The organism is Citricoccus sp. NPDC055426 (genome assembly GCF_040677445.1).
Classification (GTDB): domain Bacteria; phylum Actinomycetota; class Actinomycetes; order Actinomycetales; family Micrococcaceae; genus Citricoccus.
Genome location: NZ_JBFARZ010000003.1, coordinates 234,253 through 255,181 on the forward strand (window position 1 = coordinate 234,253; position 20,929 = coordinate 255,181).

16 protein-coding genes are annotated in these 20,929 nt (G+C 70.7%); 7 read left to right on the forward strand and 9 right to left on the reverse strand.

The window, feature by feature from the left end; translation table 11 throughout:
- The first annotated feature begins 22 nt into the window (after window positions 1–22).
- A complete protein-coding gene (locus AB0K08_RS06860) occupies window positions 23–1,768 on the forward strand; it encodes an AMP-binding protein (RefSeq protein WP_363352782.1) in 1,746 nt (581 codons plus the stop codon).
- A gap of 1 nt (window position 1,769) precedes the next feature.
- On the opposite strand, the gene AB0K08_RS06865 is transcribed toward AB0K08_RS06860, so the two are convergent.
- Genes AB0K08_RS06865 through AB0K08_RS06880 form a run of 4 tightly spaced genes read right to left on the reverse strand, consistent with a single transcriptional unit; the run spans window position 1,770 to window position 6,758 of the window.
- Window positions 1,770–2,585 (reverse strand): CoA ester lyase, encoded by an 816-nt coding sequence (locus tag AB0K08_RS06865; protein WP_363352783.1) that lies wholly within the window; start codon window positions 2,583–2,585, stop codon window positions 1,770–1,772.
- Complete coding sequence (locus tag AB0K08_RS06870) at window positions 2,582–3,079, reverse strand: MaoC family dehydratase (RefSeq protein WP_363352784.1); 498 nt, start codon at window positions 3,077–3,079, stop codon at window positions 2,582–2,584. The genes AB0K08_RS06865 and AB0K08_RS06870 overlap by 4 nt, the downstream gene beginning before the upstream one ends.
- Window positions 3,076–5,160, reverse strand: a complete 2,085-nt coding sequence (locus AB0K08_RS06875; RefSeq protein WP_363352785.1) for an acetyl-CoA carboxylase biotin carboxylase subunit — start codon at window positions 5,158–5,160, stop codon at window positions 3,076–3,078. Before AB0K08_RS06875 ends, AB0K08_RS06870 begins: the two co-directional genes overlap by 4 nt.
- Before the next feature lie 5 nt (window positions 5,161–5,165).
- On the reverse strand, window positions 5,166–6,758 hold the full coding sequence (locus AB0K08_RS06880; RefSeq protein WP_363352786.1) for a carboxyl transferase domain-containing protein: 1,593 nt from the start codon (window positions 6,756–6,758) through the stop codon (window positions 5,166–5,168).
- 115 nt (window positions 6,759–6,873) lie between these two features.
- On the opposite strand from AB0K08_RS06880, the gene AB0K08_RS06885 reads away from it, so the two are divergent.
- The 5 genes from AB0K08_RS06885 (at window position 6,874) to AB0K08_RS06905 (ending at window position 12,406) form a co-directional block, all read left to right on the forward strand.
- Complete coding sequence (locus AB0K08_RS06885) at window positions 6,874–7,548, forward strand: TetR/AcrR family transcriptional regulator (RefSeq protein WP_363352787.1); 675 nt, start codon at window positions 6,874–6,876, stop codon at window positions 7,546–7,548.
- Entirely contained in the window at window positions 7,545–8,405 is an 861-nt protein-coding gene (locus AB0K08_RS06890; RefSeq protein WP_363352788.1) for an NUDIX hydrolase, read from the forward strand. The genes AB0K08_RS06885 and AB0K08_RS06890 overlap by 4 nt, the downstream gene beginning before the upstream one ends.
- 207 nt (window positions 8,406–8,612) lie before the next feature.
- The gene (gene aceA / locus AB0K08_RS06895; RefSeq protein WP_363352789.1) at window positions 8,613–9,917 is read left to right on the forward strand and encodes an isocitrate lyase; all 1,305 of its coding nucleotides are present in this window, start codon (window positions 8,613–8,615) and stop codon (window positions 9,915–9,917) included.
- Window positions 9,918–10,115: 198 nt separating this feature from the next.
- On the forward strand, window positions 10,116–11,798 hold the full coding sequence (aceB, locus tag AB0K08_RS06900; protein ID WP_363352790.1) for a malate synthase A: 1,683 nt from the start codon (window positions 10,116–10,118) through the stop codon (window positions 11,796–11,798).
- Between the two features lie 236 nt (window positions 11,799–12,034).
- Window positions 12,035–12,406, forward strand: a complete 372-nt coding sequence (locus AB0K08_RS06905; RefSeq protein ID WP_363352791.1) for a VOC family protein — start codon at window positions 12,035–12,037, stop codon at window positions 12,404–12,406.
- Between the two features lie 87 nt (window positions 12,407–12,493).
- Here the strand turns inward: AB0K08_RS06905 and AB0K08_RS06910 are convergent, their stop codons facing one another.
- Window positions 12,494–13,192, reverse strand: a complete 699-nt coding sequence (locus AB0K08_RS06910) for a maleylpyruvate isomerase family mycothiol-dependent enzyme (RefSeq protein ID WP_363352792.1) — start codon at window positions 13,190–13,192, stop codon at window positions 12,494–12,496.
- Window positions 13,193–13,429: 237 nt separating this feature from the next.
- On the opposite strand from AB0K08_RS06910, the gene AB0K08_RS06915 reads away from it, so the two are divergent.
- Window positions 13,430–14,926, forward strand: coding sequence for an aromatic acid/H+ symport family MFS transporter (locus tag AB0K08_RS06915; RefSeq protein ID WP_363352793.1), 1,497 nt, complete (start codon window positions 13,430–13,432; stop codon window positions 14,924–14,926).
- Here AB0K08_RS06915 and AB0K08_RS06920 read toward each other — a convergent pair.
- From AB0K08_RS06920 to benB, 4 genes are all read right to left on the reverse strand, one after another.
- Window positions 14,908–17,730, reverse strand: a complete 2,823-nt coding sequence (locus AB0K08_RS06920) for an AAA family ATPase (RefSeq protein WP_363352794.1) — start codon at window positions 17,728–17,730, stop codon at window positions 14,908–14,910. The genes AB0K08_RS06915 and AB0K08_RS06920 overlap by 19 nt on opposite strands.
- Window positions 17,731–17,808: 78 nt before the next feature.
- A complete protein-coding gene (locus AB0K08_RS06925; RefSeq protein ID WP_363352795.1) occupies window positions 17,809–18,636 on the reverse strand; it encodes a 1,6-dihydroxycyclohexa-2,4-diene-1-carboxylate dehydrogenase in 828 nt (275 codons plus the stop codon).
- Complete coding sequence (benC, locus tag AB0K08_RS06930) at window positions 18,636–20,282, reverse strand: benzoate 1,2-dioxygenase electron transfer component BenC (protein ID WP_363352796.1); 1,647 nt, start codon at window positions 20,280–20,282, stop codon at window positions 18,636–18,638. Before benC ends, AB0K08_RS06925 begins: the two co-directional genes overlap by 1 nt.
- Before the next feature lie 99 nt (window positions 20,283–20,381).
- Complete coding sequence (benB, locus tag AB0K08_RS06935) at window positions 20,382–20,918, reverse strand: benzoate 1,2-dioxygenase small subunit (protein WP_363352797.1); 537 nt, start codon at window positions 20,916–20,918, stop codon at window positions 20,382–20,384.
- Between the last annotated feature and the right edge of the window lie 11 nt (window positions 20,919–20,929).

Consider the following 20,929-nt stretch of genomic DNA (forward strand, 5'->3'; position numbering starts at 1 on the left):
TCGGATCCGTATGCTGTCGACCATGAACTCGCCGTCCAACGCCGATACGTTCCGCTCAGCCCGGGAGCGGCTCCTGGCCTGCCGCACCGACCCGGACACCGCCCACCGCACGTTCGTCTGGCCCCGCTTCGAGCACTTCAACTTCGCCTCGGACTGGATCGATGACATCGCGGCCGGACCTCGTGGTGAGCAGCCGGCCCTGGTCATCGTCGAGGAGGATGGCGGAGCCGAGCGTCGCTCCTACCAGGAGCTCTCGGAGCGGTCCCATCAGGTGGCGGCCTGGCTGTCCGGGATCGGGGTGCGGCGCGGAGACCGGGTCATCGTGATGCTCGGCAACCAGGTGGAGCTGTGGGAGGTCATGCTGGCCTGCGTCCGGCTCGGCGCCCCGGTGATCCCCTCCACGCTCATGCTCGGGACGGCAGACCTCGCGGATCGGGTGGAGCGCGGTGCCGCCACCTGGGTGGTCACCAATGGGGCCGAGGTCCCGAAGTTCCAGGACGTCCCCGGCGACTTCCAGATCGTCCACATCGGTGAGGTCCCGGTGGAGGGGGCCACGGGACGCCACCTGCACGACTGGAGCGAGTCTTCCGACGCTCCCGCCGAGTTCCACCTGGTCACCCCGACCCAGGCGGATGAGACCCTGCTGCTCTACTTCACGTCCGGCACCACCTCGCGAGCGAAGCTGGTGGAGCATACGCACACGTCCTACCCCGTGGGCCACCTCTCCACCATGTACTGGATCGGGCTGGAGCCGGGAGACGTGCACCTGAACGTCGCCTCCCCCGGATGGGCCAAGCACGCCTGGTCCAACTTCTTCGCCCCGTTCATCGCTGAGGCCACCGTGTTCCTCTACAACCACGGGCGCTTCGACGCTGTGGCGCTCATGGACCAGATGGAACGGGAGCAGGTCACGAGTTTCTGCGCCCCGCCGACCGTGTGGCGGATGCTCATCCAGGCTGACCTGTCGCAGCTGAAGACGCCACCGACCAAGATCGTGGCCGCAGGTGAACCCCTCAATCCCGAGGTCATCGCGCGCGTGGAGGAGGCCTGGGGCAGCCAGATCCGTGACGGCTTCGGACAGACCGAGTCCACACTGCAGGTGGCCAACACCCCTGGCCAGCCGGTCCGCCCTGGCGCCATGGGCCGCCCCCTGCCGGGCTACGACGTCGTACTGATCGACCCGGACACCGGGCAGGAGCAGGCAGCGTCCGGCGAACTCTGCCTGCGGCTGGACCCCCGGCCGGTCGGGCTGACCCCCGGGTACTGGGGCGACCCGGAGAAGACGGCCTTCGCCTTCCGGGACGGCCTCTACCACACGGGCGACCTGGTCTCTCGGGATGCCGAGGGCGTGATCACCTATGTGGGCCGCAATGACGATGTGTTCAAGGCCTCCGACTACCGGCTCTCCCCGTTCGAGCTGGAGTCCGCCATCATCGAGCACCCCGCCGTGGCCGAGGCCGCCGTGGTCCCCTCCCCCGATCCGATCCGCCTGGCCGTGCCGAAGGCCTACGTCCGGCTGGCCGAGGGCTGGGAGCCCGGAGAGGAGACGGCCCGCGCCATCCTGCAGCACTGCCGCGACACGCTGGCCGCCTACAAGCGCATCCGCCGACTCGAGTTCCACGAACTGCCCAAGACCATCTCCGGCAAGATCCGCCGGGTCGAGTTGCGCCGGCGGGAGGAACAGCTCCATCCCGACGGCGGCGCCGCACCCGCCGCGGCTGGCGGCGGCTCCGCGTCGGTCGAGTACACCGACGAACTGCTGCGCTGAGTCACCCCACGATCCGCCGGGCCTGCCGCAGGATCGGTTCGTCCACCATGCGCCCCCGGAACCGGAAGACCCCCGGTTGTACCTCCGCCTCCGCCAGTACCGCCCCGGCCCACTCGCGTTCCTCGCCGCTCGGGGCATAGGCCTGCCGGATCACGGCGGCCTGGGAGGGGTGGATGCACGCGCTCGCGGCGAAGCCGGAGGCCACCGCGTCCCCGGCCTCGGCCCGCAGAGACTCCAGGTCGCCGATGTCCATGAACACCGTGTCCACCGCCACCTTCCCGGCGGCGTTGGCCGCCACCAGCACCCGCGAGCGCGCATACCGGGCCACCTCGCGGTACTGCCCGGCGCGCGGGCCTTCGGCGAAGCGGCTGGACTTGCCCGCCATGGAGGCCACCAGGTCTTCGGCACCCCACATCAGTGCAACGACGGCCGGGTGCCGGGCGATCTCGAACGCCCGTTCCACCCCGGCCGCGGTCTCGCACAGGGCGATGACCCGGTAGCCGGCCTCGTACAGGTGGTCCAGCTGGGCCGGGTCCTCGACCTTGGCGACCATCAGCGTCCGGTACCGGCCGCCGTCGAGCGCGGCGAGGTCCAGGCGGTGCTCCTCCGCCGCCTCACCGCCCACAGGGTTCACCCGGACGATGGTCGACGCAGGATCCAGCTCCGAAGCCGCCACGTGCTCGCGGGCCGCCGCCTTGTCCGCGGGTGCCACGGCGTCCTCCAGGTCGAGGATCACCGCGTCTGCCGCCGCGGCCGCCTTGGCGTAGCGATCCGGTCGGTCGGCCGGGCAGAACAGGATGGACGGGCCGAGCATCATGATCCGCCCTCCCCCGCCAGCGTCTCCGGGGAGACCTGCATCAGGGTGGACCGTCGGGCGGTGGCCACCACCACCCCATCCTGGTTCCGGCCGGTGTGGTGGAACTCCACGATTCCCTGGTGCGGCCGCGACCTCGAGCGCCGCGTGCCGGCGATCAGCGTCTCGGCGTAGAGGGTGTCCCCGTGCCGCATCGGCGCGGGGAAGGCCACCTCGCTGAAGCCGAGGTTGGCCACGATGGTTCCCTGCGTCAACTGCGCCACGGACAGCCCCACCAGCGTGGAGAGCGTGAACATGCTGTTGACCAGCGGCTCGCCGAATTCGGTCCCGGCGGACCACGCTGCGTCCAGGTGCAGGGACTGGGTGTTCATGGTCTGGGTGGTGAACAGGACGTTGTCCGCCTCGGTCACCGTCCGGCCGGGGCTGTGCACGTAGACTGCCCCTTCCTGGATCTCGTCGAAGTACAGCCCCCGCTGCACGATCCGCTCCCCGCTCATGCCACTTCCTCGCTCTCGTTCGCTGCGCCCCCTGTGACCTCCGCCGGCGTGATCACCGCGAGCGTCTGGCCCCGGGAGACGGCGTCCCCCACCGCGGCATGCAGCGCCACGGTACCGGCCACGGTGGAGCGGATGACGTGTTCCATCTTCATGGCCTCCACCACGATCACCGGATCGCCCTCGGCCACCGCGTCGCCGTCCGCCACCGGCGTCAGCAGCACGGTGCCGGGCATGGGCGAGGCCAGGGTCGGGTTGGACTCGGCCTCGCCCTGGATGCTGTGGTCCGCATGGACCCGGCGGATGTCGAAGAGGGCTCCCAGCCGGGTGAGCTGGACCCCCTCGGGCCCGACGACGGCCGTGAAGCTGCGCCCGACGCCGCCGATCGTGACGGTCACGTCCTGCCCCCGGCGCTTGACGAGCGCAGGCGAGTGATCAGCAGGACCGGGCCGGCCGGCGTCGGGCCCCGCTTCAGCTTCTGCGGCGGCGCCTGCGTCCGGCTCGGCGACGACGCTGGGGGCGTCCACGGTGCCGGAGAGCAGGACCGTCCGGCTGGTGCCGTCCGCGGCGACCAGCGGAAAGCGCCGGGGCGCCGGCGTCCCGAGGCGCCAGCCGTCCCTGCGCTGCCACGGGTCCGCTGAGGAGCCCCGGGCGGCGTCCATCAGCAGGGCGGCCTCCTCGAACTCTCGCCGCCCCGGGACGGCGAACTCGATCGCGTCGAATTCGCGGGCGATCAGGCCGGTGTCCAGGTCCCCGGCGACGACGGCCGGCAGTTGAAGCAGCGCGCGGAGGAACTCCACATTGGTGGTGAAGCCGACCACGGCCGTGTTCTCCAACGCCGCGACCATGCGGGCCCGGGCCTGTTCGCGGTCCCGGCCCCAGGTGATGACCTTGGCGAGCATCGGATCGTAGTCGATGGAGACGCTCAGTCCGTCCTCCAGCGCGGTGTCCACGCGGATGCCCTCTCCCTCGGGATGGCGCACGTGCTCCACGAGTCCGCCGGTCGGCAGGAAGCCGGCGGCGGGGTCCTCGGCGTAGATGCGTGTCTCGATCGAATGGCCGTCCAGCACGATGTCGTCCTGGTCCAACTCCAGCACCTCGCCGGCGGCGATCCGCAGCTGCTGCTCCACCAGGTCCACCCCCGTGACCTCCTCCGTCACCGGGTGTTCGACCTGCAGGCGAGTGTTCATCTCCATGAAGAAGAACTCGCCCGGGGAGTCGGCGGGGACGATGAACTCCACCGTGCCGGCCCCGCGGTAGCCCACCGAGCGCGCGGTCTGGCAGGCGGCCTCACCGATCCGGGCGCGAGTGGCCTCGTCCAGCAGGGGCGAGGGCGCCTCCTCGATGACCTTCTGGTGGCGGCGCTGCAGAGAGCACTCGCGCTCTCCGAGGTGGATGACGTGGCCGTGGGCGTCGGCCAGGACCTGGACCTCGATGTGCCGCGGGGTCGTGACATACCGCTCCAGGAACAGCGTGTCGTCCCCGAAGCTCGCGGCGGCCTCGCGCCGGGCGGCCTCCAGCGACGAAGCGAGCTGGTCCTCGGACTCCACCACGTGCATGCCCTTGCCGCCGCCACCCGCGGAGGGCTTGATAAGCAGCGGATAGCCGATCCCGGGGGCCGCGGCGGCCAGTGCGTCATTGGACATCGACGGCTGGGCGACGCCCGGGACGGTCGGCACCCCGCGCGCCTCGACCGCGTTCTTGGCGGTGATCTTGTCCCCCATGACCCGGATGGACTCCGCCTCCGGGCCGATGAACACGATCCCGGTGTCGGCGCAGGCCTGTGCGAAGGCGGCGTTCTCGGCGAGGAAGCCGTAGCCGGGGTGGATGGCCTCCGCACCGGTGGCGCGGGCGGCCGCCAAGACGGCGTCGACGTCCAGGTAACTCTGGGCGGCCGGGGCCGGACCCAGCCGGACGGCGGCGTCCGCCAACCGCACGTGGCGGGCGCCGGCGTCGGCGTCGGAGTACACCGCCACCGAGCGGATGCCCATGGAGCGCAGGGTGCGGATCACCCGGCAGGCGATCTCGCCGCGATTGGCGATGAGGACGGTCTTGAACATGGTGTGGGTCGTCTTTTCTGGCATCGTGCTCACATCCTGAAGACGCCGAAGGACGACGTCTGGCCGGCGGGGGTCTGGGCGGTGCTGGCTGTGGTGTCGGACGGAGTCCGCATCACGACGTCCAGGGCCAGGCCCAGCACGTCGCGGGTCTGGGCGGGCTCGATGATGCCGTCATCCCAGAGCCGGGCGGTCGAGTAGTAGGGGCTGCCCTGGCGCTCGTACTGCTCGCGGGTGGGGGCCTCGAAGGCGGCCTGCTCCTCGGCACTCCAGGTGCCGCCGTCGGCCTCGATCTGGTCCCGGCGCACGGTGGACAGCACCGAGGCGGCCTGGGGGCCGCCCATCACGGAGACCCGGGCGTTGGGCCACAGCCAGAGGAACCGGGGCGAGTACGCACGCCCGCACATCGAGTAGGTGCCGGCCCCGAAGGAGCCGCCGACGACGACGGTCAGCTTGGGAACGGAGGCCGTGGCCACCGCGTTGACCATCTTGGCGCCGTGCTTGGCGATGCCGCCGGACTCGTACTCCCGGCCCACCATGAACCCGGTGATGTTCTGCAGGAACAGCAGCGGGATCCTCCGCTGCTCGCACAGCTCGATGAAGTGGGCGCCCTTCAGGGCGGACTCGGCGAAGAGCACCCCGTTGTTCGCGAGGATCCCCGCCCGGTGGCCGTGGATCCGGGCGAAGCCGGTCACCAGGGTGGTCCCGTACTCGGCCTTGAACTCGTGGAAACTGCCGGAGTCGATGGTGCGGGCGATGATCTCCCGGGCGTCATAGGGGCTGGTCAGGGACACCGGCACCACGTCCGCGAGGGTCTCGGGCGACTGCTCGGGCTCCACCACGGCCGCCGGGACATAGGGCAGCGCCGGGGACTCCGGCAGGGTGGCGACGATGTCCCGCACGATCTGCAGGGCGTGCTCGTCGTTCTCGGCGAGGTGGTCCGTGACGCCGGAGACCCTGGAGTGCACCTCGCCGCCGCCGAGGTCCTCGGCCGTGACGACCTCGCCGGTGGCGGCCTTCACCAGGGGCGGGCCGCCGAGGAAGATGGTGCCCTGATTCCGCACGATCACGGTCTCATCGCTCATGGCGGGCACATAGGCGCCGCCGGCGGTGGAGGAGCCCATCACGGCGGCGATCTGGGGGATGCCGTCCCGGGACATCCGGGCCTGGTTGTAGAAGATGCGGCCGAAGTGGTCCCGGTCCGGGAAGACCTCGTCCTGCATCGGCAGGAAGGCCCCGCCGGAATCCACGAGGTAGAGGCAGGGCAGCCGGTTCTCGGCGGCGATCTCCTGGGCGCGCAGGTGCTTCTTCACCGTGATGGGGTAGTAGGTGCCGCCCTTCACGGTGGCGTCGTTGGCCACGACCATCACCTGGCGGCCTTCGACGAGCCCGATGCCGGCCACCACTCCGGCAGCCGGGGCGTCTCCCCCGTACAGCTCGAAGCCCGCCAGGGGTGCCACCTCGAGGAAGGGGCTGCCCTCGTCCAACAGGGTGTCCACGCGGTCCCGGGCCAACATCTTGCCGCGTTCCGTGTGCTTCTGACGGGATCGCTCCGGGCCGCCGAGGGCGGCGGCGGCACGCCGTTCGCGCAGCTCGGCGATCAGCTCTGGGTAGGTGGTCGACATCGACGGGGCCGTCCTTCGGGTGCCTTTGGGTGATCAGTCGGTAACTGAAATCAGGTTAGTGGCCGATAACCGAAGTTGTCTATGCTGGAGTCTCACGCACCGCGAGAGGACCCCGATGACTGCAACCTGGCGGGCCACCCAGAAGGCCAACCGCCGCGCCGCCCTGATGGAGTCCGCGGCCCGACTGTTCGCCGAGCGCGGCTTTGCCGCGGTGTCCACCGCCGAGCTCGGTGAGGCAGTGGGGATGAGCGGACCCGCGCTCTACAAGCACTTCCCGTCCAAGGACGCCCTGCTGGCCGAGATCCTCATGGACGCCTCCGAGCGACTGCTGTCCGGATGCCGGGCCATCCTGGCGGCGGGCGATCAGGACGGCAGCAGACCGGCGGAGATCCTTGATCGGCTCGTCCGGTTCCACCTCGAGTTCGCCACCACGGACCCGGACGTGATCCGGATCCAGGACCGCGAACTGCCCTCGCTCTCAACTGGGGACAACCAGGCCGTGCGCCGGCTCCAGCGCGAGTACGTCCAGCTCTGGGACGGAGTGCTGGCCGCGCTCCGCCCGGCGCTCGACGACGGCGAGCGCCAGGTCCGCCTGCTGGGCACCTTCGGTCTGCTCAACTCCACCCCGCACAGCGCCGACCGAGCACCGGCCCGGGGTGCCGACGGCACCGTTGGAGACACGGACCGGACGGCAGCCGGGAATATCCTGGCCGGGATGGCCCTCCGGTCCCTGGCAGGGGCCGGCAGCATCGGATTAACAGCGACAGGAACAACAGGAGCAGCACAGTGAGCCTTCCCGTCCCCCAGGCGGCCAGCATCCTGCTGCTCCGCCCCGGCACCGCCAGCCCCGGCCAGACGCCGGCCACGGCCACCGCCGCCGGCCCCACCGAGGGTGCGGCACCCGAGATCTTCACCATCACCCGGTCCTCGGCACTCGTCTTCAGCGCCGGCGTCTCCGCGTTCCCCGGCGGCCGCATCGACCCTGCCGACGAGCTCGCCGGCTACCTCTGGGAGGGCACCGACCTGACGGCCTGGGCCACCCTACTCGGCCTGGACGCGGGCGCCGCGGGGATGGTCCTCGCCGGCGCCGTGCGGGAGACCTTCGAGGAGACCGGCGTGCTTCTGGCGCAGCACCAGGACGGCACCCCGGTACGGCCCGAGGCCTTGGCCGGGCTCCCTGCCGAGGCCCGGATCCAGGTCGAGCACCACGGGCTGGATTTCGGCACCCTGCTGTCCGATCACGGCCTGCGGCCCGACGTGAGCGGCATGAGGCCCCTCTCCCGGTGGATCACCCCGGAGGGCCCGCCGCGGCGTTACGACACGTACTTCTTCGCCGCCGCCCTCCCGGCGGGGCAGGCTCCCGGCGTCCTGTCCTTCGAGGGCGTCGACAGCCGCTGGACGACGGCGGCCGACGCCTTGGCCGATTTCCGCGCCGGCATCCACCAGCTGATGGCACCCACCTGGTCACAGTTCCGCACCCTGCTCCCCGCCGAGACACTGGCGCAGGCCTTGACACCCACCGGGCCCATCCAGCCCGTCATCCCCGTGGTCACCAGCGGGGACCCCCACACGGCGACCGGCTTCGCTGAGGCTGAGGCCTTCGAGCGAGACGTCGCCGCAGGGTGGACCGAGGCAAGAACTGAGTAACCTACACCAATAGGGCCTCCACACCAGGAGAAGCCATGCAAAATTAGGCAGAACTGTCGTTTCTTGACAGTCGTCAGACTTGACGGAACTTTCTCTGGTTTTTCGGCCTGCGGCCTGGAACTTCAGTCAAGACTGGATCTCAACGAAGCAGCGATACACCGCTTCGACACCACAGATCCACCGTCCAGCCGAACACAGGAGACTGCCATGACCGAGCAGACCAACCAGCACACCCCGGCCTCCGCCGAGCAGATCCAGCACGACTGGGACCACAACCCCCGTTGGGAGAACACCGAGCGCAGCTTCACCGCCGAGGACGTCGTCAAGCTGCGCGGCCGGGTCCAGGAGGAGCACACCCTGGCCCGCCGGGGTTCCGAGAAGCTCTGGAGCCAGCTCACCGCCGAGCACGCCGAGGGCAGCTACACCAATGCCCTGGGCGCCCTCACCGGCAACCAGGCCGTGCAGCAGGTCAAGGCCGGACTGCGCGCCATCTACCTCTCCGGCTGGCAGGTCGCCGCGGACGCCAACCTCTCCGGCCACACCTACCCGGACCAGTCCCTCTACCCGGCCAACTCGGTGCCGCAGGTCGTCCGCCGCATCAACAACGCCCTGATGCGCGCCGACCAGATCGAGTTCTCCGAAGGTGTCCAGACGGTGGACGACTACCTGGTCCCGATCGTCGCGGACGCCGAGGCCGGCTTCGGCGGCCCGCTGAACGCCTACGAGCTGATGAAGTCCATGATCTCCTCCGGTGCCTCGGGCGTGCACTGGGAGGACCAGCTGGCCTCCGAGAAGAAGTGCGGCCACCTGGGCGGCAAGGTCCTCATCCCGACCGGACAGCACATCCGCACCCTGAACGCCGCCCGCCTGGCGGCCGACGTCGCGGACGTCCCCTCCGTGGTCATCGCCCGCACCGACGCGGAGGCCGCCACCCTGATCACCTCGGACGTGGACTCCCGCGACGCCGACTTCATCACCGGAGAGCGCACCGCGGAGGGCTTCTACAAGGTCCGCAACGGGATCGAGCCCTGCATCGCCCGCGCCAAGGCCTACGCCCCGTACTCCGACCTCATCTGGATGGAGACCGGGACCCCCGACCTGGAGCTGGCCAAGCAGTTCGCCGAGGCCGTCAAGTCCGAGTTCCCGGACCAGATGCTCTCCTACAACTGCTCGCCGTCCTTCAACTGGCGCAAGAACCTGGACGATGCCACCATCGCCAAGTTCCAGCGCGAGCTCGGGGCCATGGGCTACACCTTCCAGTTCATCACGCTGGCCGGCTTCCACGCCCTGAACCACTCCATGTTCGATCTGGCCACCGGCTACAAGGAGCGCCAGATGTCCGCCTACGTGGAGCTGCAGGAGCGCGAGTTCGCGGACGAGGCCCGCGGCTACACCGCCACCAAGCACCAGCGCGAGGTCGGCACCGGCTACTTCGACGCCATCTCCACCGCGCTGAACCCGGAGAGCTCCACCACGGCGCTCGCCGGCTCCACCGAGGCCGGTCAGTTCTGACCCGGACCTGAACCACCCGGACAAGGGGCGACGCCGGCCCCCACCCGACCGGCCGGCGTCGCCCCTTGTTCTTCCCAGCTTCACCCCGCCACCAGCCCTGGGGCTCTTCACCCTCATCCCGCTTTTATTCGGCGCGCACCGCGCGCCCGCGCCGACGGCACCGCCGCCGGAGGCGCACGACTCCCCGAGGAGAATCCCATGTACCCCACCGACCAGCCCATCACCCTCAACTCCGTGACGATCACCGGGCCGCACCAGCCGCGCCAGGAGGAGATCCTCACTCCGGATGCCCTCGACTTCCTGGCCACCCTGCACCGCCGCTTCAACGGCCGCCGTGCCGAACTGCTGGCCAAGCGCGATCAGATGCGTCAGCGGATCTCCGAGGGATACACCCCGGACTTCCTGCCGGAGACCCGCACCATCCGCGAGGACGACTCGTGGCGCGTGGCCCCGCTGGCCCCCGGTCTGAAGGACCGCCGCGTGGAGATCACGGGGCCGGTGGACCGGAAGATGACCATCAACGCGCTGAACTCCGGGGCGAAGTGCTGGCTGGCGGACTTCGAGGACTCCTCCTCGCCGACCTGGTCCAACATGCTGAACGGCCAGGTGAACCTGTTCGACGCCATCCGCCGCCAGATCGACTTCACCTCCCCCGAGGGCAAGGAGTACACCCTCGGCGGGGTGCAGCTGGTGGACCGGCCGACCATCATCGTCCGCCCCCGCGGCTGGCACCTGGACGAGGACCACCTGCTCGTGGACGGCGAGCCGATGGCCGGCGCGCTCGTGGACTTCGGCCTCTACTTCTTCCACAACGCCAAGGAGCTGCTGCGCCGCGGCGTCGGGCCCTACTTCTACCTGCCGAAGACGGAGAACCACCTCGAGGCCCGGCTGTGGAACTGCATCTTCGTGGTGGCCCAGGACGAACTCGGCATCCCGCAGGGCACCGTGCGTGCCACCGTGCTGATCGAGACCATCACCGCGGCCTTCGAGATGGAGGAGATCCTCTACCAGCTGCGCAACCACTCCGCCGGCCTGAACGCGGGCCGCTGGGACTACATCTTCTCCATCATCAAGAACTTCCGGGACCGTGGCGATGACTTCGTGCTGCCGGACCGGGCGGACGTGACCATGACCGCCCCGATGATGCGTTCCTACACCGAGCAGCTGGTGCGGGCCTGCCATCAGCGCGGTGCCTCGGCGATCGGCGGCATGGCGGCCTTCATCCCGAACCGCAGGGACCCCGAGGCCAACGAGAACGCCCTGGCCAAGGTGCGGGAGGACAAGACCCGCGAGGCGTCCGACGGCTTCGACGGCTCCTGGGTGGCCCACCCGGACCTCGTGCCGGTGGCCATGGAGATCTTCGACGCCGTGCTCGGCGAGACGCGGAACCAGATCCGCTCCCGCCGCCGTGAGGACGTCCAGCCGGATGCCGCCGGACTGCTGGCCGTGTCCGAGACCCCCGGCTCGATCACCGAGGCCGGCGTGCGGATGAACATCGAGGTCGGCATCCGGTACGTGGAGTCCTGGCTGCGGGGCAACGGCGCCGCCGCCATCAACAACCTGATGGAGGACGCCGCCACCGCGGAGATCTCCCGCTCCCAGATCTGGCAGTGGATCAACGCCGGGTCCACCGTGCAGCTGACCGACGGCGGGACGCGCACCGCGACCCGCGAGTGGGTGCAGGAGCTGATGGACGAGGAGTTCGGCCGGATCCTGGAGACCGGGCGCGGCGAGGGCGACCGCTTCGACGACGCCCTGGAGGTCTTCGCCAGCTCCGCCCTGGCCGATCAGTACCCGGACTTCCTGACGCTGCCGGCCTACCGGAGGTTCCTCTCGGCCCAGGCCCCGGAGCGGCAGGAGCTGGCCGGCGCCCCAGCCTGACCCCTCGCCCCCCAGGCGCAAAGTGACCCCACCCCCACCGTTGTGACGGGGCGGGGTCACTTTGAGCCCGGATGGATCGGACTCGGGGCACCGGGACACCGGCCGGCGAGTCGCTGAGTCACTGAACCTCTGAGTCGCTGAGTCGCTGAGTCACTGAGTCGCTGAGTCACTGAGTCACTGAGTCGCTGGCGACGAGATCTCGAACCAGACCGGCGCCACGACCTACCGTGTCCACCATGGACATGAAGATCGAGCTCGTCGCCATCCCGGTCACGGACGTCGACCGGGCCAAGGCGTTCTACGTGGACCGAGTCGGATTCACCGCCGACCACGACTACGTCATCTCCCCTGAGCTGCGCTTCGTCCAGCTCACACCACCGGGATCCGCCTGCTCGGTCGTGATGGGCATCGGCATCACCGAGATGGCTCCCGGATCACAGCAGGGCGTCCAGATGGTGATCGACGACGCCGACGCCGCCCGGGCCGAGCTGAGTTCACGCGGAGTGGAGTGCAGCGAGGTGGACGAACAGGACTGGGGCCGGTTCGTCTACTTCGCCGACCCTGACGGCAACACCTGGTCGCTGCAGCAGATGCCTCCCGCCACCTGACGGCCGGGCCGAGGCACAGGGTGACCCCACCCGGTCACGATGGCGGGGGTCAGGTCACTCCGTGCCCGGAAGCAACGCCTGGACTGCCTACCAGGCCGGCAACTCCGGCAGGGGGCCGTCGGCCTCGACGCCCCCGGCGTCGCCCCGGGCCAGCCAGGCGAGCAGGCCCTCCCGGTCGGAGTCGACCTTGAGGGCACCGTCGCCGATGATCCACTCGTCACGCTCCTCGGTCACCAGCGTCATGCCGGGCGCGTTGCGGGTCCGCATGGCCCGGACGGCGGCCTCCACGGCATTGAGCAGCGAGTCCGGATCCGCCTCTTCGATGGTCCAGGCGGTGTCCAGGTCGGCGTGGTGGACCACCACCTCGGAGATGCGCACGGCCACCAGGGACGTGGCGGGGATGGGCGTGGCCCCGATGCGGACCTCCTCCGCCTGGATCTCACCGGCCAGCCGCTCGGACTGCTCGGCGAAGAACCGGGACGCCTCGACCAGATCGGCGATGAGCTCTTTGCGCGGCATCGCGGCGATCCGGGCGATGTCCTCGGCGCGGGCCTCCGGGGAGGAGTACACGGACTGCTCCCCGCCGGTGACCGCCCAGTCCACCATCCGCACCAGGGCACGGGCGTTCGAGGCCAGGTGCGCCACGACGTTCGCCCGGCTCCAGCCCTCGCACTGTGAGGGCGCGGCCAGCTCGTCCTCGGAGAGCGACTCGACGGTGGCCAGGAGCATGGCGGTCTCGCGGTCCAGCCGCGACTGGTCGGAGTGCAGGCGTGCGGGATTGATCATGCCCCCACCCTAGTGACCAGCCTGTGACGCCCACCACCGCATGAAGCCCCTGGCCCAGACGCGTTCAGCAGCGATCCAGACGCGGCCCGACCTGATGCCCCGCAGCCACGAAGACCCCCGGAGCACCCCCTGACGACTCCCCGGGCAAAACCCTGATGTGACGGGCGTCACGCCGCTGTCACGCTGGATCCCGGCCGGTTGTTCCCGCGCCACCGTTGACCCGAGAGGACCCCGGTCATGACCCTGCACTCCCCCGCCCCCGGCGGCTTGTCTCCCGCCGCGGGCGGCACCACCCACGACCCGCGGAAGGAGCGGCGCACCGCCAACTGGGTGGCCGCCATCGTCTGCATGGCCCTCGTGTTCGACGGCTTCGACCTGACCATCTACGGCACCGTGCTCTCCACGCTCCTGGACGATCCCAGCCACATCGGGGTCGTCGATGAGGCCGCAGCCGGAGCCCTCGGCTCCCTGGCCCTGATCGGGGTGCTCATCGGCTCGCTCACGTGCGGCTTCCTCGGCGACCACTTCGGGCGCCGCCGGCTGATCCTGGGCGGCATCGCCTGGTTCTCCCTCGGCATGTTCATCACCGCGCTGACCACCACGGTGCCCGCGTTCGGCGCGATGCGCCTGCTCACCGGGCTCGGACTCGGCGTCATCCTCGCCACGGCGGGGGCCACCATGGCCGAGTTCGCCCCCGCCGGCCGCCGCAACTTCTACAACGCCGTGGTCTACTCCGGCATCCCGGCCGGCGGGGTGGTCGCTGCCCTGCTCGGGATCCTGCTGCTGGAGCCCCTCGGCTGGCGCGGGCTCTTCATGCTCGGCGCCACCCCCATCCTGTTCCTGCTGCCCCTGGCCTGGTTCAAGCTGCCCGAGTCCCCGCGCTGGCTGCTCTCCCGCGGCCGGACCGAGCAGGCCCACGCCGCCTCCGCGAAGACCGGCATCCCACTGCTCGAGGAGGAGATCGTCCAGCAGAAGGGCGCCGCCCCCGCCCGCCGCGGTTTCGCCGCCGTCTTCTCGCGTCAGTTCCTCGTGGCCACCATCCTGCTGGGGTTCATGTCCTTCTCCGGGCTGCTGCTGACCTATGGGCTGAACACCTGGCTGCCCCGCATCATGGAGGGCTACGGCTTCGGCACCAACTACTCGCTGGCGTTCCTGCTGATCCTCAACTGCGGCGCCGTCCTGGGCGGCATCATCGCCTCGAAGGCCGCCGACCGGCTCGGCGCCCAGCGGATCGTGGCGACCACCTTCGTGCTGGCCGCCATCACGCTGGCGCTGATGACCTTCTCCTTCCCGGCTCCGGTCCTGTTCCTGTTCATCGCCGTGGCCGGGGTCGGCACCCTGGGGACCCAGGTGTTGATCTACGGTTTCAGCTCGAACTACTACACCACCAACGCCCGCGCCGCGGGGGTGTCCTGGGTGGCCGGATTCGGCCGGATCGGCGGCGTCCTCGGACCGCTGGTGGGCGGCTGGCTGGTGGCACTCGGCATCGGAGGCGGCTCCGCGTTCTACATCTTCGGCGGAGTGGCCCTCTTCGGCGCCCTCGTCACCCTGGGTGTCCCCCGCCAGCGCGTGCTGGAGCAGGCTGCGAGTACGGCGGACGCACCGGCGGCAACGCCCGACGACGGCCCGTCCAGTCGTCCGGCCCAGCCGGCTCAGGCGGTGGAACCGGTTCAAACAGCGCAGTCAGCTCAACCAGCTCAACCAATCCAGCCGGCTCAGGCGGTGGGCCGGTAACGCGCGGCGAGCGCGCTGCGGGAACGGATGCCGAGTTTCCGGTAGATCCGGGTCAGGTGGTACTGGACAGTCTTCTCGGCCACGAACAGGGTCTGCGCCGCCTCCTTGTTCGTGGCCCCGGTGGCCACCAGCTCGGCCACGGCCCGCTCCTGCGCGGTCAGCTCCGGGCCGGCCCGGTCCACGGAGACCGGGCCGGCCTCCGCAGGGTCGCCCGTCAGGCCGACGTCCACGCCGCTGGCCTGCAGCTCCCGATCGCAGCGCTCCACGTAGGTGGCCGCACCCAGGGAGTCATACAGGTCCCGGGCGGAGTGCAGCACGGAGGAGGCCACCCCGCGCTTGCCGGCACGGCGCATGCTCTGGCCGAAGGCGAAGCTGATGCGGGCCCGCAGGTACGGGCGCTGCAGCCCGCGCAGGTGCCCCAGCGCGGCCTCGAACTGGTCCCGCGCCTCATCCGGATCGCCCTGGGCGGCCGTGATCCGGCCCCGGGCCCAGGCGATCCGGGCCAGGTCGGACGGCACCGCCTTCTGCCGGGGGATGGCCTCGAAGCCCGTGAGGAACCGGTCCGCCTCCTCCACCCGGTTGGTCATGACGAGGGCGTTGACATAGGTGTCCTGCCAGGGCCAGAAGGAGACGCGGTCCTTCGTCCAGGGGTCGATCTCCACGAGCGACTCCATGGCCTCCAGGGCGCCGGCGTAGTCCGCGCGGGCCTCATGGAACCGGGCCCGCGCCAGGATGGAGGGCACCTGCATGGCGCGGTAGGTCCCCGGTTGGACGGCCGCCAGGGAGACGTAGCGCCGCGCCCGCTCCCAGTCCCCCCGCATGGACCACAGCTCAGCGGCGGTCCAGTACAGCAGGGGGCGGATCAGCGGCATCCTCGAGGTCTCCAGCCGCACGGCGGCGCGGGAGACGGTGGCGGCAGCGGTGTCCCAGTCGCCCAGGGTGAGCTGGGTCCGCGCCAGCCACGCCTCGGCCCACAGCGAGATCCGCAGGGACCCGCCGCGCTGCTCGGTGGGGACGGCGGCCTCGAAGTTCACCCGGGCGGTCTCCACCTGGTCCGTCCGCAGGGCCAGCCAGGCCGATCCCATCTGGATCCGCTGCTTCTGGGCGTTCTCCGCCACGTGCTCGAAGGCCCGCACGTAACTCCGCTCCGCCTCCGCCGTGTGGCCCTGGGCGTAGAGGCCGAGCCCGTAGATCGCCTCGGACTCGATGTGTGCCGGGGTGCCCGGCGCGGTCAGTGCCATCGCCCGCTCGGCCCAGAGGCCCATGGTGGGCCCGTCCCAGGACGCCACCCCGTGCAGCACCATCCGCTGGGCTACCGAGGCCGCCGCGGCCGGGTCCCGCTCGGGGTCGCTGTCCGCCCAGGCCTGCTCCAGCTGGGTCCGGGCCGTGTTCTGGTGCCCGGACGCGGTGGACAGGTAGCCGAGCACGGAGGACCGCAGGGGCGAGGGCGGCATGTCCTCCACCGCCGCGGCCCACATCTGGGCCTGGGCGATGTTGCCGGAGGCCACGAGCGCGTCCACGCCCCGCAACAGCCGCTGGCTCCGGGCCAGGGGGCTGGGAGAGAGCCGGGATGCGGCGAAGAGCGCGGTGGCGACATCGCTCCACGCCCCCACCTGGGCCCGGCGGCGCACGAACTCCTCGAGCTCCACCGCCAGGTCCTCGTCCACCCCCAGGGTGGCGGCCGCCCGGTGACCCAGTCGGTCACCCTCCAGGGGGACGACGTCGGCCGCGCGCCGGTGCAGCTGCTGGCCGCGGCTGGGCGGCAGCTGGCCGTACACCGCCTCGGCGGCCCCCGGCGCCACGAACTCGACCAGCGCCTGCGTGGGGTCGACGGCCAGGCGCAGCAACCGCGCCCGGTGCCCCTCATCGAGGGCGTCCATCAGCTCGTCCACCTCGCTGACATGGGCGAGGGCATCCGTGGTCGCGGCGACGCCCAGGACCGCGACGGCCTCCGCCACCCGCACGAGCTGTTCCGAGGAGGTCTCCAGGACCCCGCGGACCCGGGCCAGCATCCGCGAGCTGGCCGGCAGGCTGGGGAACCAGGACTGCCAGGTCTCGGGCGGCAGCTCGCCCAGCAGCTCCACGATCGGCTGGGGCATCCCGCGGGTGTGGCGGACCAGCCCGTGGGCGGCGGTGGACCCGAGGTCGAGGGAGAACCGCCGCCGCGCCAGCTCCCGCACGTCCTCGGCCTCCAAGGGCTCCAGCCGGAGGTGGTCCACCCGGTGGCTGTTCAGCAGGTCGAGCAGCCCCGGGGGGACCTGGTGGGCCCGGGCGTGGTCCAGGGTGAGGACGAAGAGGACCTTCTGCCGGTGGATGCGCCGCAGGGCGAACAGCAGCACCCGCAGGCTCGGCTCGTCCAGCAGCTGCACGTCATCGACGGCCACGACCACGCAGGAACGGGCCTGCAGCGCCGTGAGGTGCGCCGCCAGGGTGTCCGCGAAGTGCGCGGCGCGCGCCGGGGTGAGGTCCACCTCGGACTCCGGCCTGGGCAGCACGGCCCCCTCGATGCCCTTGGACGAGCGCAGGGGCTCGCGGCGCATCAGCTGCGAATACCCGGACAGGGCCAGCCCGCGCTCCCACTCGTCCCCGGCCGCGCTCAGGAGCTGGACCTCGTAGCCCGCGGTCTCGCACTGGGCCAGGAAGTGGTCCAGCAGGGCGGTCTTCCCGGAACCGGCAGGCCCGCTGAGCACCACCGTCTGCACGGCCCCGTGACGGGCCCGGGACAGTGCCTGCAGCAACTCGTCGAGGACCCGGGCCCGGCCGACGAGCGGCATCTCGGCACCTGAGTGGTGGCCAGGCGTCATGGGCGGAAGTCTACCGAGCCATCCTCCGAGGACGTGGTGGGGCAGTGCCACGGTGGACGGGACGGTTCCTGGGCGGGCTCAGCCGAGGTCGCCACCTGCCACCGGGACGATGGTCCCGGTGGCGTAGGAGGCCTCGTCCGATGCCAGGAAGACGATCGGCGCGGCCTGCTCGTCCAGGGTGCCGTAGCGCTTCATGAAGGAGGACCGGGTCACCTGGTCCACCACGTCCTGGATCCACTGCTCCTCGCGGGCGCCCTCCGGGCCGGGGCCGCGCGGGACGGTGCGGGGCGGCGCCTGGGTGCCGCCGGGGGCGGTGGCGACCACCCGGATCCCGCGTTCGGCGGTCTCCATGGCCAGGGCCTGCGTGATGCCGTTCACCCCGCCCTTGGCTGCGGAGTAGGGCACCCGGTGGATGCCGCGGGTCGCGTTGGAGGACACGTTGACGATGGTGCCCTGGCCGGCCTCGAGCATGGTGGGCAGCACGGCGCGGCACATCCACAGGGTGGGGAACAGGGACCGGGTGACCTCCCTTTCGATCTGCTCGGCGCTGAAGGTCTCGAAGGGGCGCATCCAGATGGCCCCGCCCACGTTGTTCACCAGCACGTCCACCCGGCCGTGCGTGGCCACCGCCGCCGCCACGGCGGCCTCGGCGCCGGCGAACGTCTCCAGGTCGGCGGTGACGGCCGTGGCCGATCCCCCGGACCCGGTGGAGGCCTCGCGCTCGGTCAGGGCGGCGGCCACCTCGTGGACCAACTCGGCGCGGTCCACGAGCACCAGCGTGCCGCCTTCGGCGCCGATCCGCTCGGCCACCGTCGAACCGATCCCCTGGGCCGCCCCGGTGACCACCGCGACCTTGCCGGCGAAGCGCCCCGGGGTGATGAACTGACCGGCGTAGGGGGCCGCCATCAGGCGACCGCCGCGCCGGCCGAGCCGGCCGCGGAGCCCGCCGGGCCGGCGTCGTGCCCCTGCCGTGAGCCACCGGAACCTGACTCGACCACGTCGATGGCCGTGGCCATGGTGTCCTTGGCGTCCCGGGCGTGGGCCATGACGATCTCGCGGATCCGCTCGCCGTCACCGTCCTCGAAGGCCTGGACCACGTCCAGGTGGTCCTGGGCCACCCGGGTGAAGATCTCGGTGCCCTGCTCGAAGGTGGCGAACATCTGCTCGCTGAGGTCCAGCCGGCGGTAGGACTCCAGCAGGACCGGGTTGTCCGAGATGGTGAAGAGGTACTCGTGGAAGGCCTCGTTGGTCTTCACGTACTCCTCCGGGTCCGTGACGGTGCCTTCCCCCACGCAGGCCGCGGTGGCCTCGGCGAGACGGCGGAACTGCTGGAGCTGCTCGTCCGTGAGCCGGCCGACCATCAGCCCGGTGATGGCCAGCTCGAGGCCCATCCGGGCGTCCAGCTGCGCGTAGCTGTCCTCCTTGCGGAAGGACAGTCGGCCCGTGGTCATCGAGGAGACGGCCTCGGACCGGGTCAGGGTGTCCCCCTCGGACCGGACCTGCTCGGCGGAGGCCGGGGCACCGGTCTCGGCGTCCCCGCCGGTGGCCTCCTTGGGTGCGAACCGCTCGAAGTAGAAGTTGGCCGGCTCGATGCCCTCGGTGTCCAGCCACTTGGCCACGGCGTTGACCATGGGCGGCGGCCCGCAGAGGTAGATGTCCACGTCACCGTCGTTCAGGTGCTGCGGCTCGATGATCTGGGTGACGTAGCCGGTGTGGGGCGCGGAGGTGCCCTCCTCCGAGGCGATGAGGTCCCAGGTGAAGTTCGGCAGCTTCTCCTCGTAGGCGCGCAGCCACTCCAGGCCCACGATGTCCGCCTCGCGGCTCACCCCGTAGATCAGGTGCACGGGGTCCGCGGGCGGGTTGGCGCTGAGCTTCTGAAGGATGGACATCAGCGGCGCCAGCCCGGTGCCGCCGGCCAGCAGCAGCAGCGGCCGCTTGGGCTCGCGCAGGAAGAAGGAGCCGTACGGCCCGCTGAACTCCACGGTGTCCCCCACCGCGGCGCGGTCCCGCAGGTACTCGGACATGGCCCCCTGTGGGGTGATGCGCACCATGAAGGAGGAGCCGTCATCCTCCGGGCCGGTGCTGAAGGAGTAGGAGCGCTCCGCGTCCGTGCCGGGGACCTTGATGTTCACGTACTGGCCCGGCAGGAACGCCAGCTCCTCGCGGTCCTGCACGTCCAGGGTGAAGGAGATGGTGGACTCGGAGTGCTTGTCCAGCTGGCTCAGGGTGGAGGTGAACGCGGCGGCCGAGGTCTTCGCGGACTCCGCCGTGGCCGGGACCTGGATCATCATGTCCGACTCCGGGACGGCCTGGCACGTCAGCAGGAACCCCTTCTCCAGCTCGTCCTCGGTCAGGGCGTCGTCGATGAAGTCGCCCGGGTCGAACGTCCCCGAGTCGCAGAAGGACTTGCAGGTCCCGCAGGCCCCGTCGCGGCAGTCCGAGGGGATGTTGATGCGCGCCTTGTAGGCGGCGTCCATGATGGTCTCGAAGTCGCCGACCTTGACGACTTTGGTCACGCCGTCCTCGAAGCTGAGGGCTACTTGATGGCCCATGGTGTCCTCCTGGGTGAATCTGGGTGGGTCTGCTGGATCTGGTGGATCTGGTGGTGGGGTGTCTGGGTCCGGAGTGCGGCCGGAGGTCTCCGGGGCGGCTCAGATCATGTAGATGTCCACCACATGGTGGATGTAGTCGTTCTTCAGCACGACCTTCTTGCGCAGGATGACGGGCTCGGGCCCCGAGAGGTCGATCGTGTAGTGACTGGTCCCGAAATACGTGTCCGTGGACTGGTAGCGGTGGTACAGCGTGAACCAGTTGAACCGGACCTTCACGGTGTCCCCGTCCCGCTCCAGCAGCTCCACGTCCGTGATGTTGTGCCCGGTGCGCGGGGCGGGCATGGAGGTGGCGGAGGAGCGGTCGGTCTTGATGCGGAAGACCCGGTCCTCGATCCCGCCCCGGTTCTCGTAGTAGATCAGGGAGATCTCGGACTGGGGGTCCTCGGTCAGCTCGTCGTTGTCATCCCAGGCCGGCATCCAGAACTCGGAGTCCGGGTGGTAGCACTCGAGCCACTCGTCGAACTCGCGGTCGTCGAGTAGCCGGGCCTCCTTGTAGAGGAAGGCGCGGATGGTCTCGAGGGTGGCGACGTCCTCGACGGTCTTGGCGGTGGGCACCGCTGTGGCGTTGGTGGTCATGCTGTTCTAGC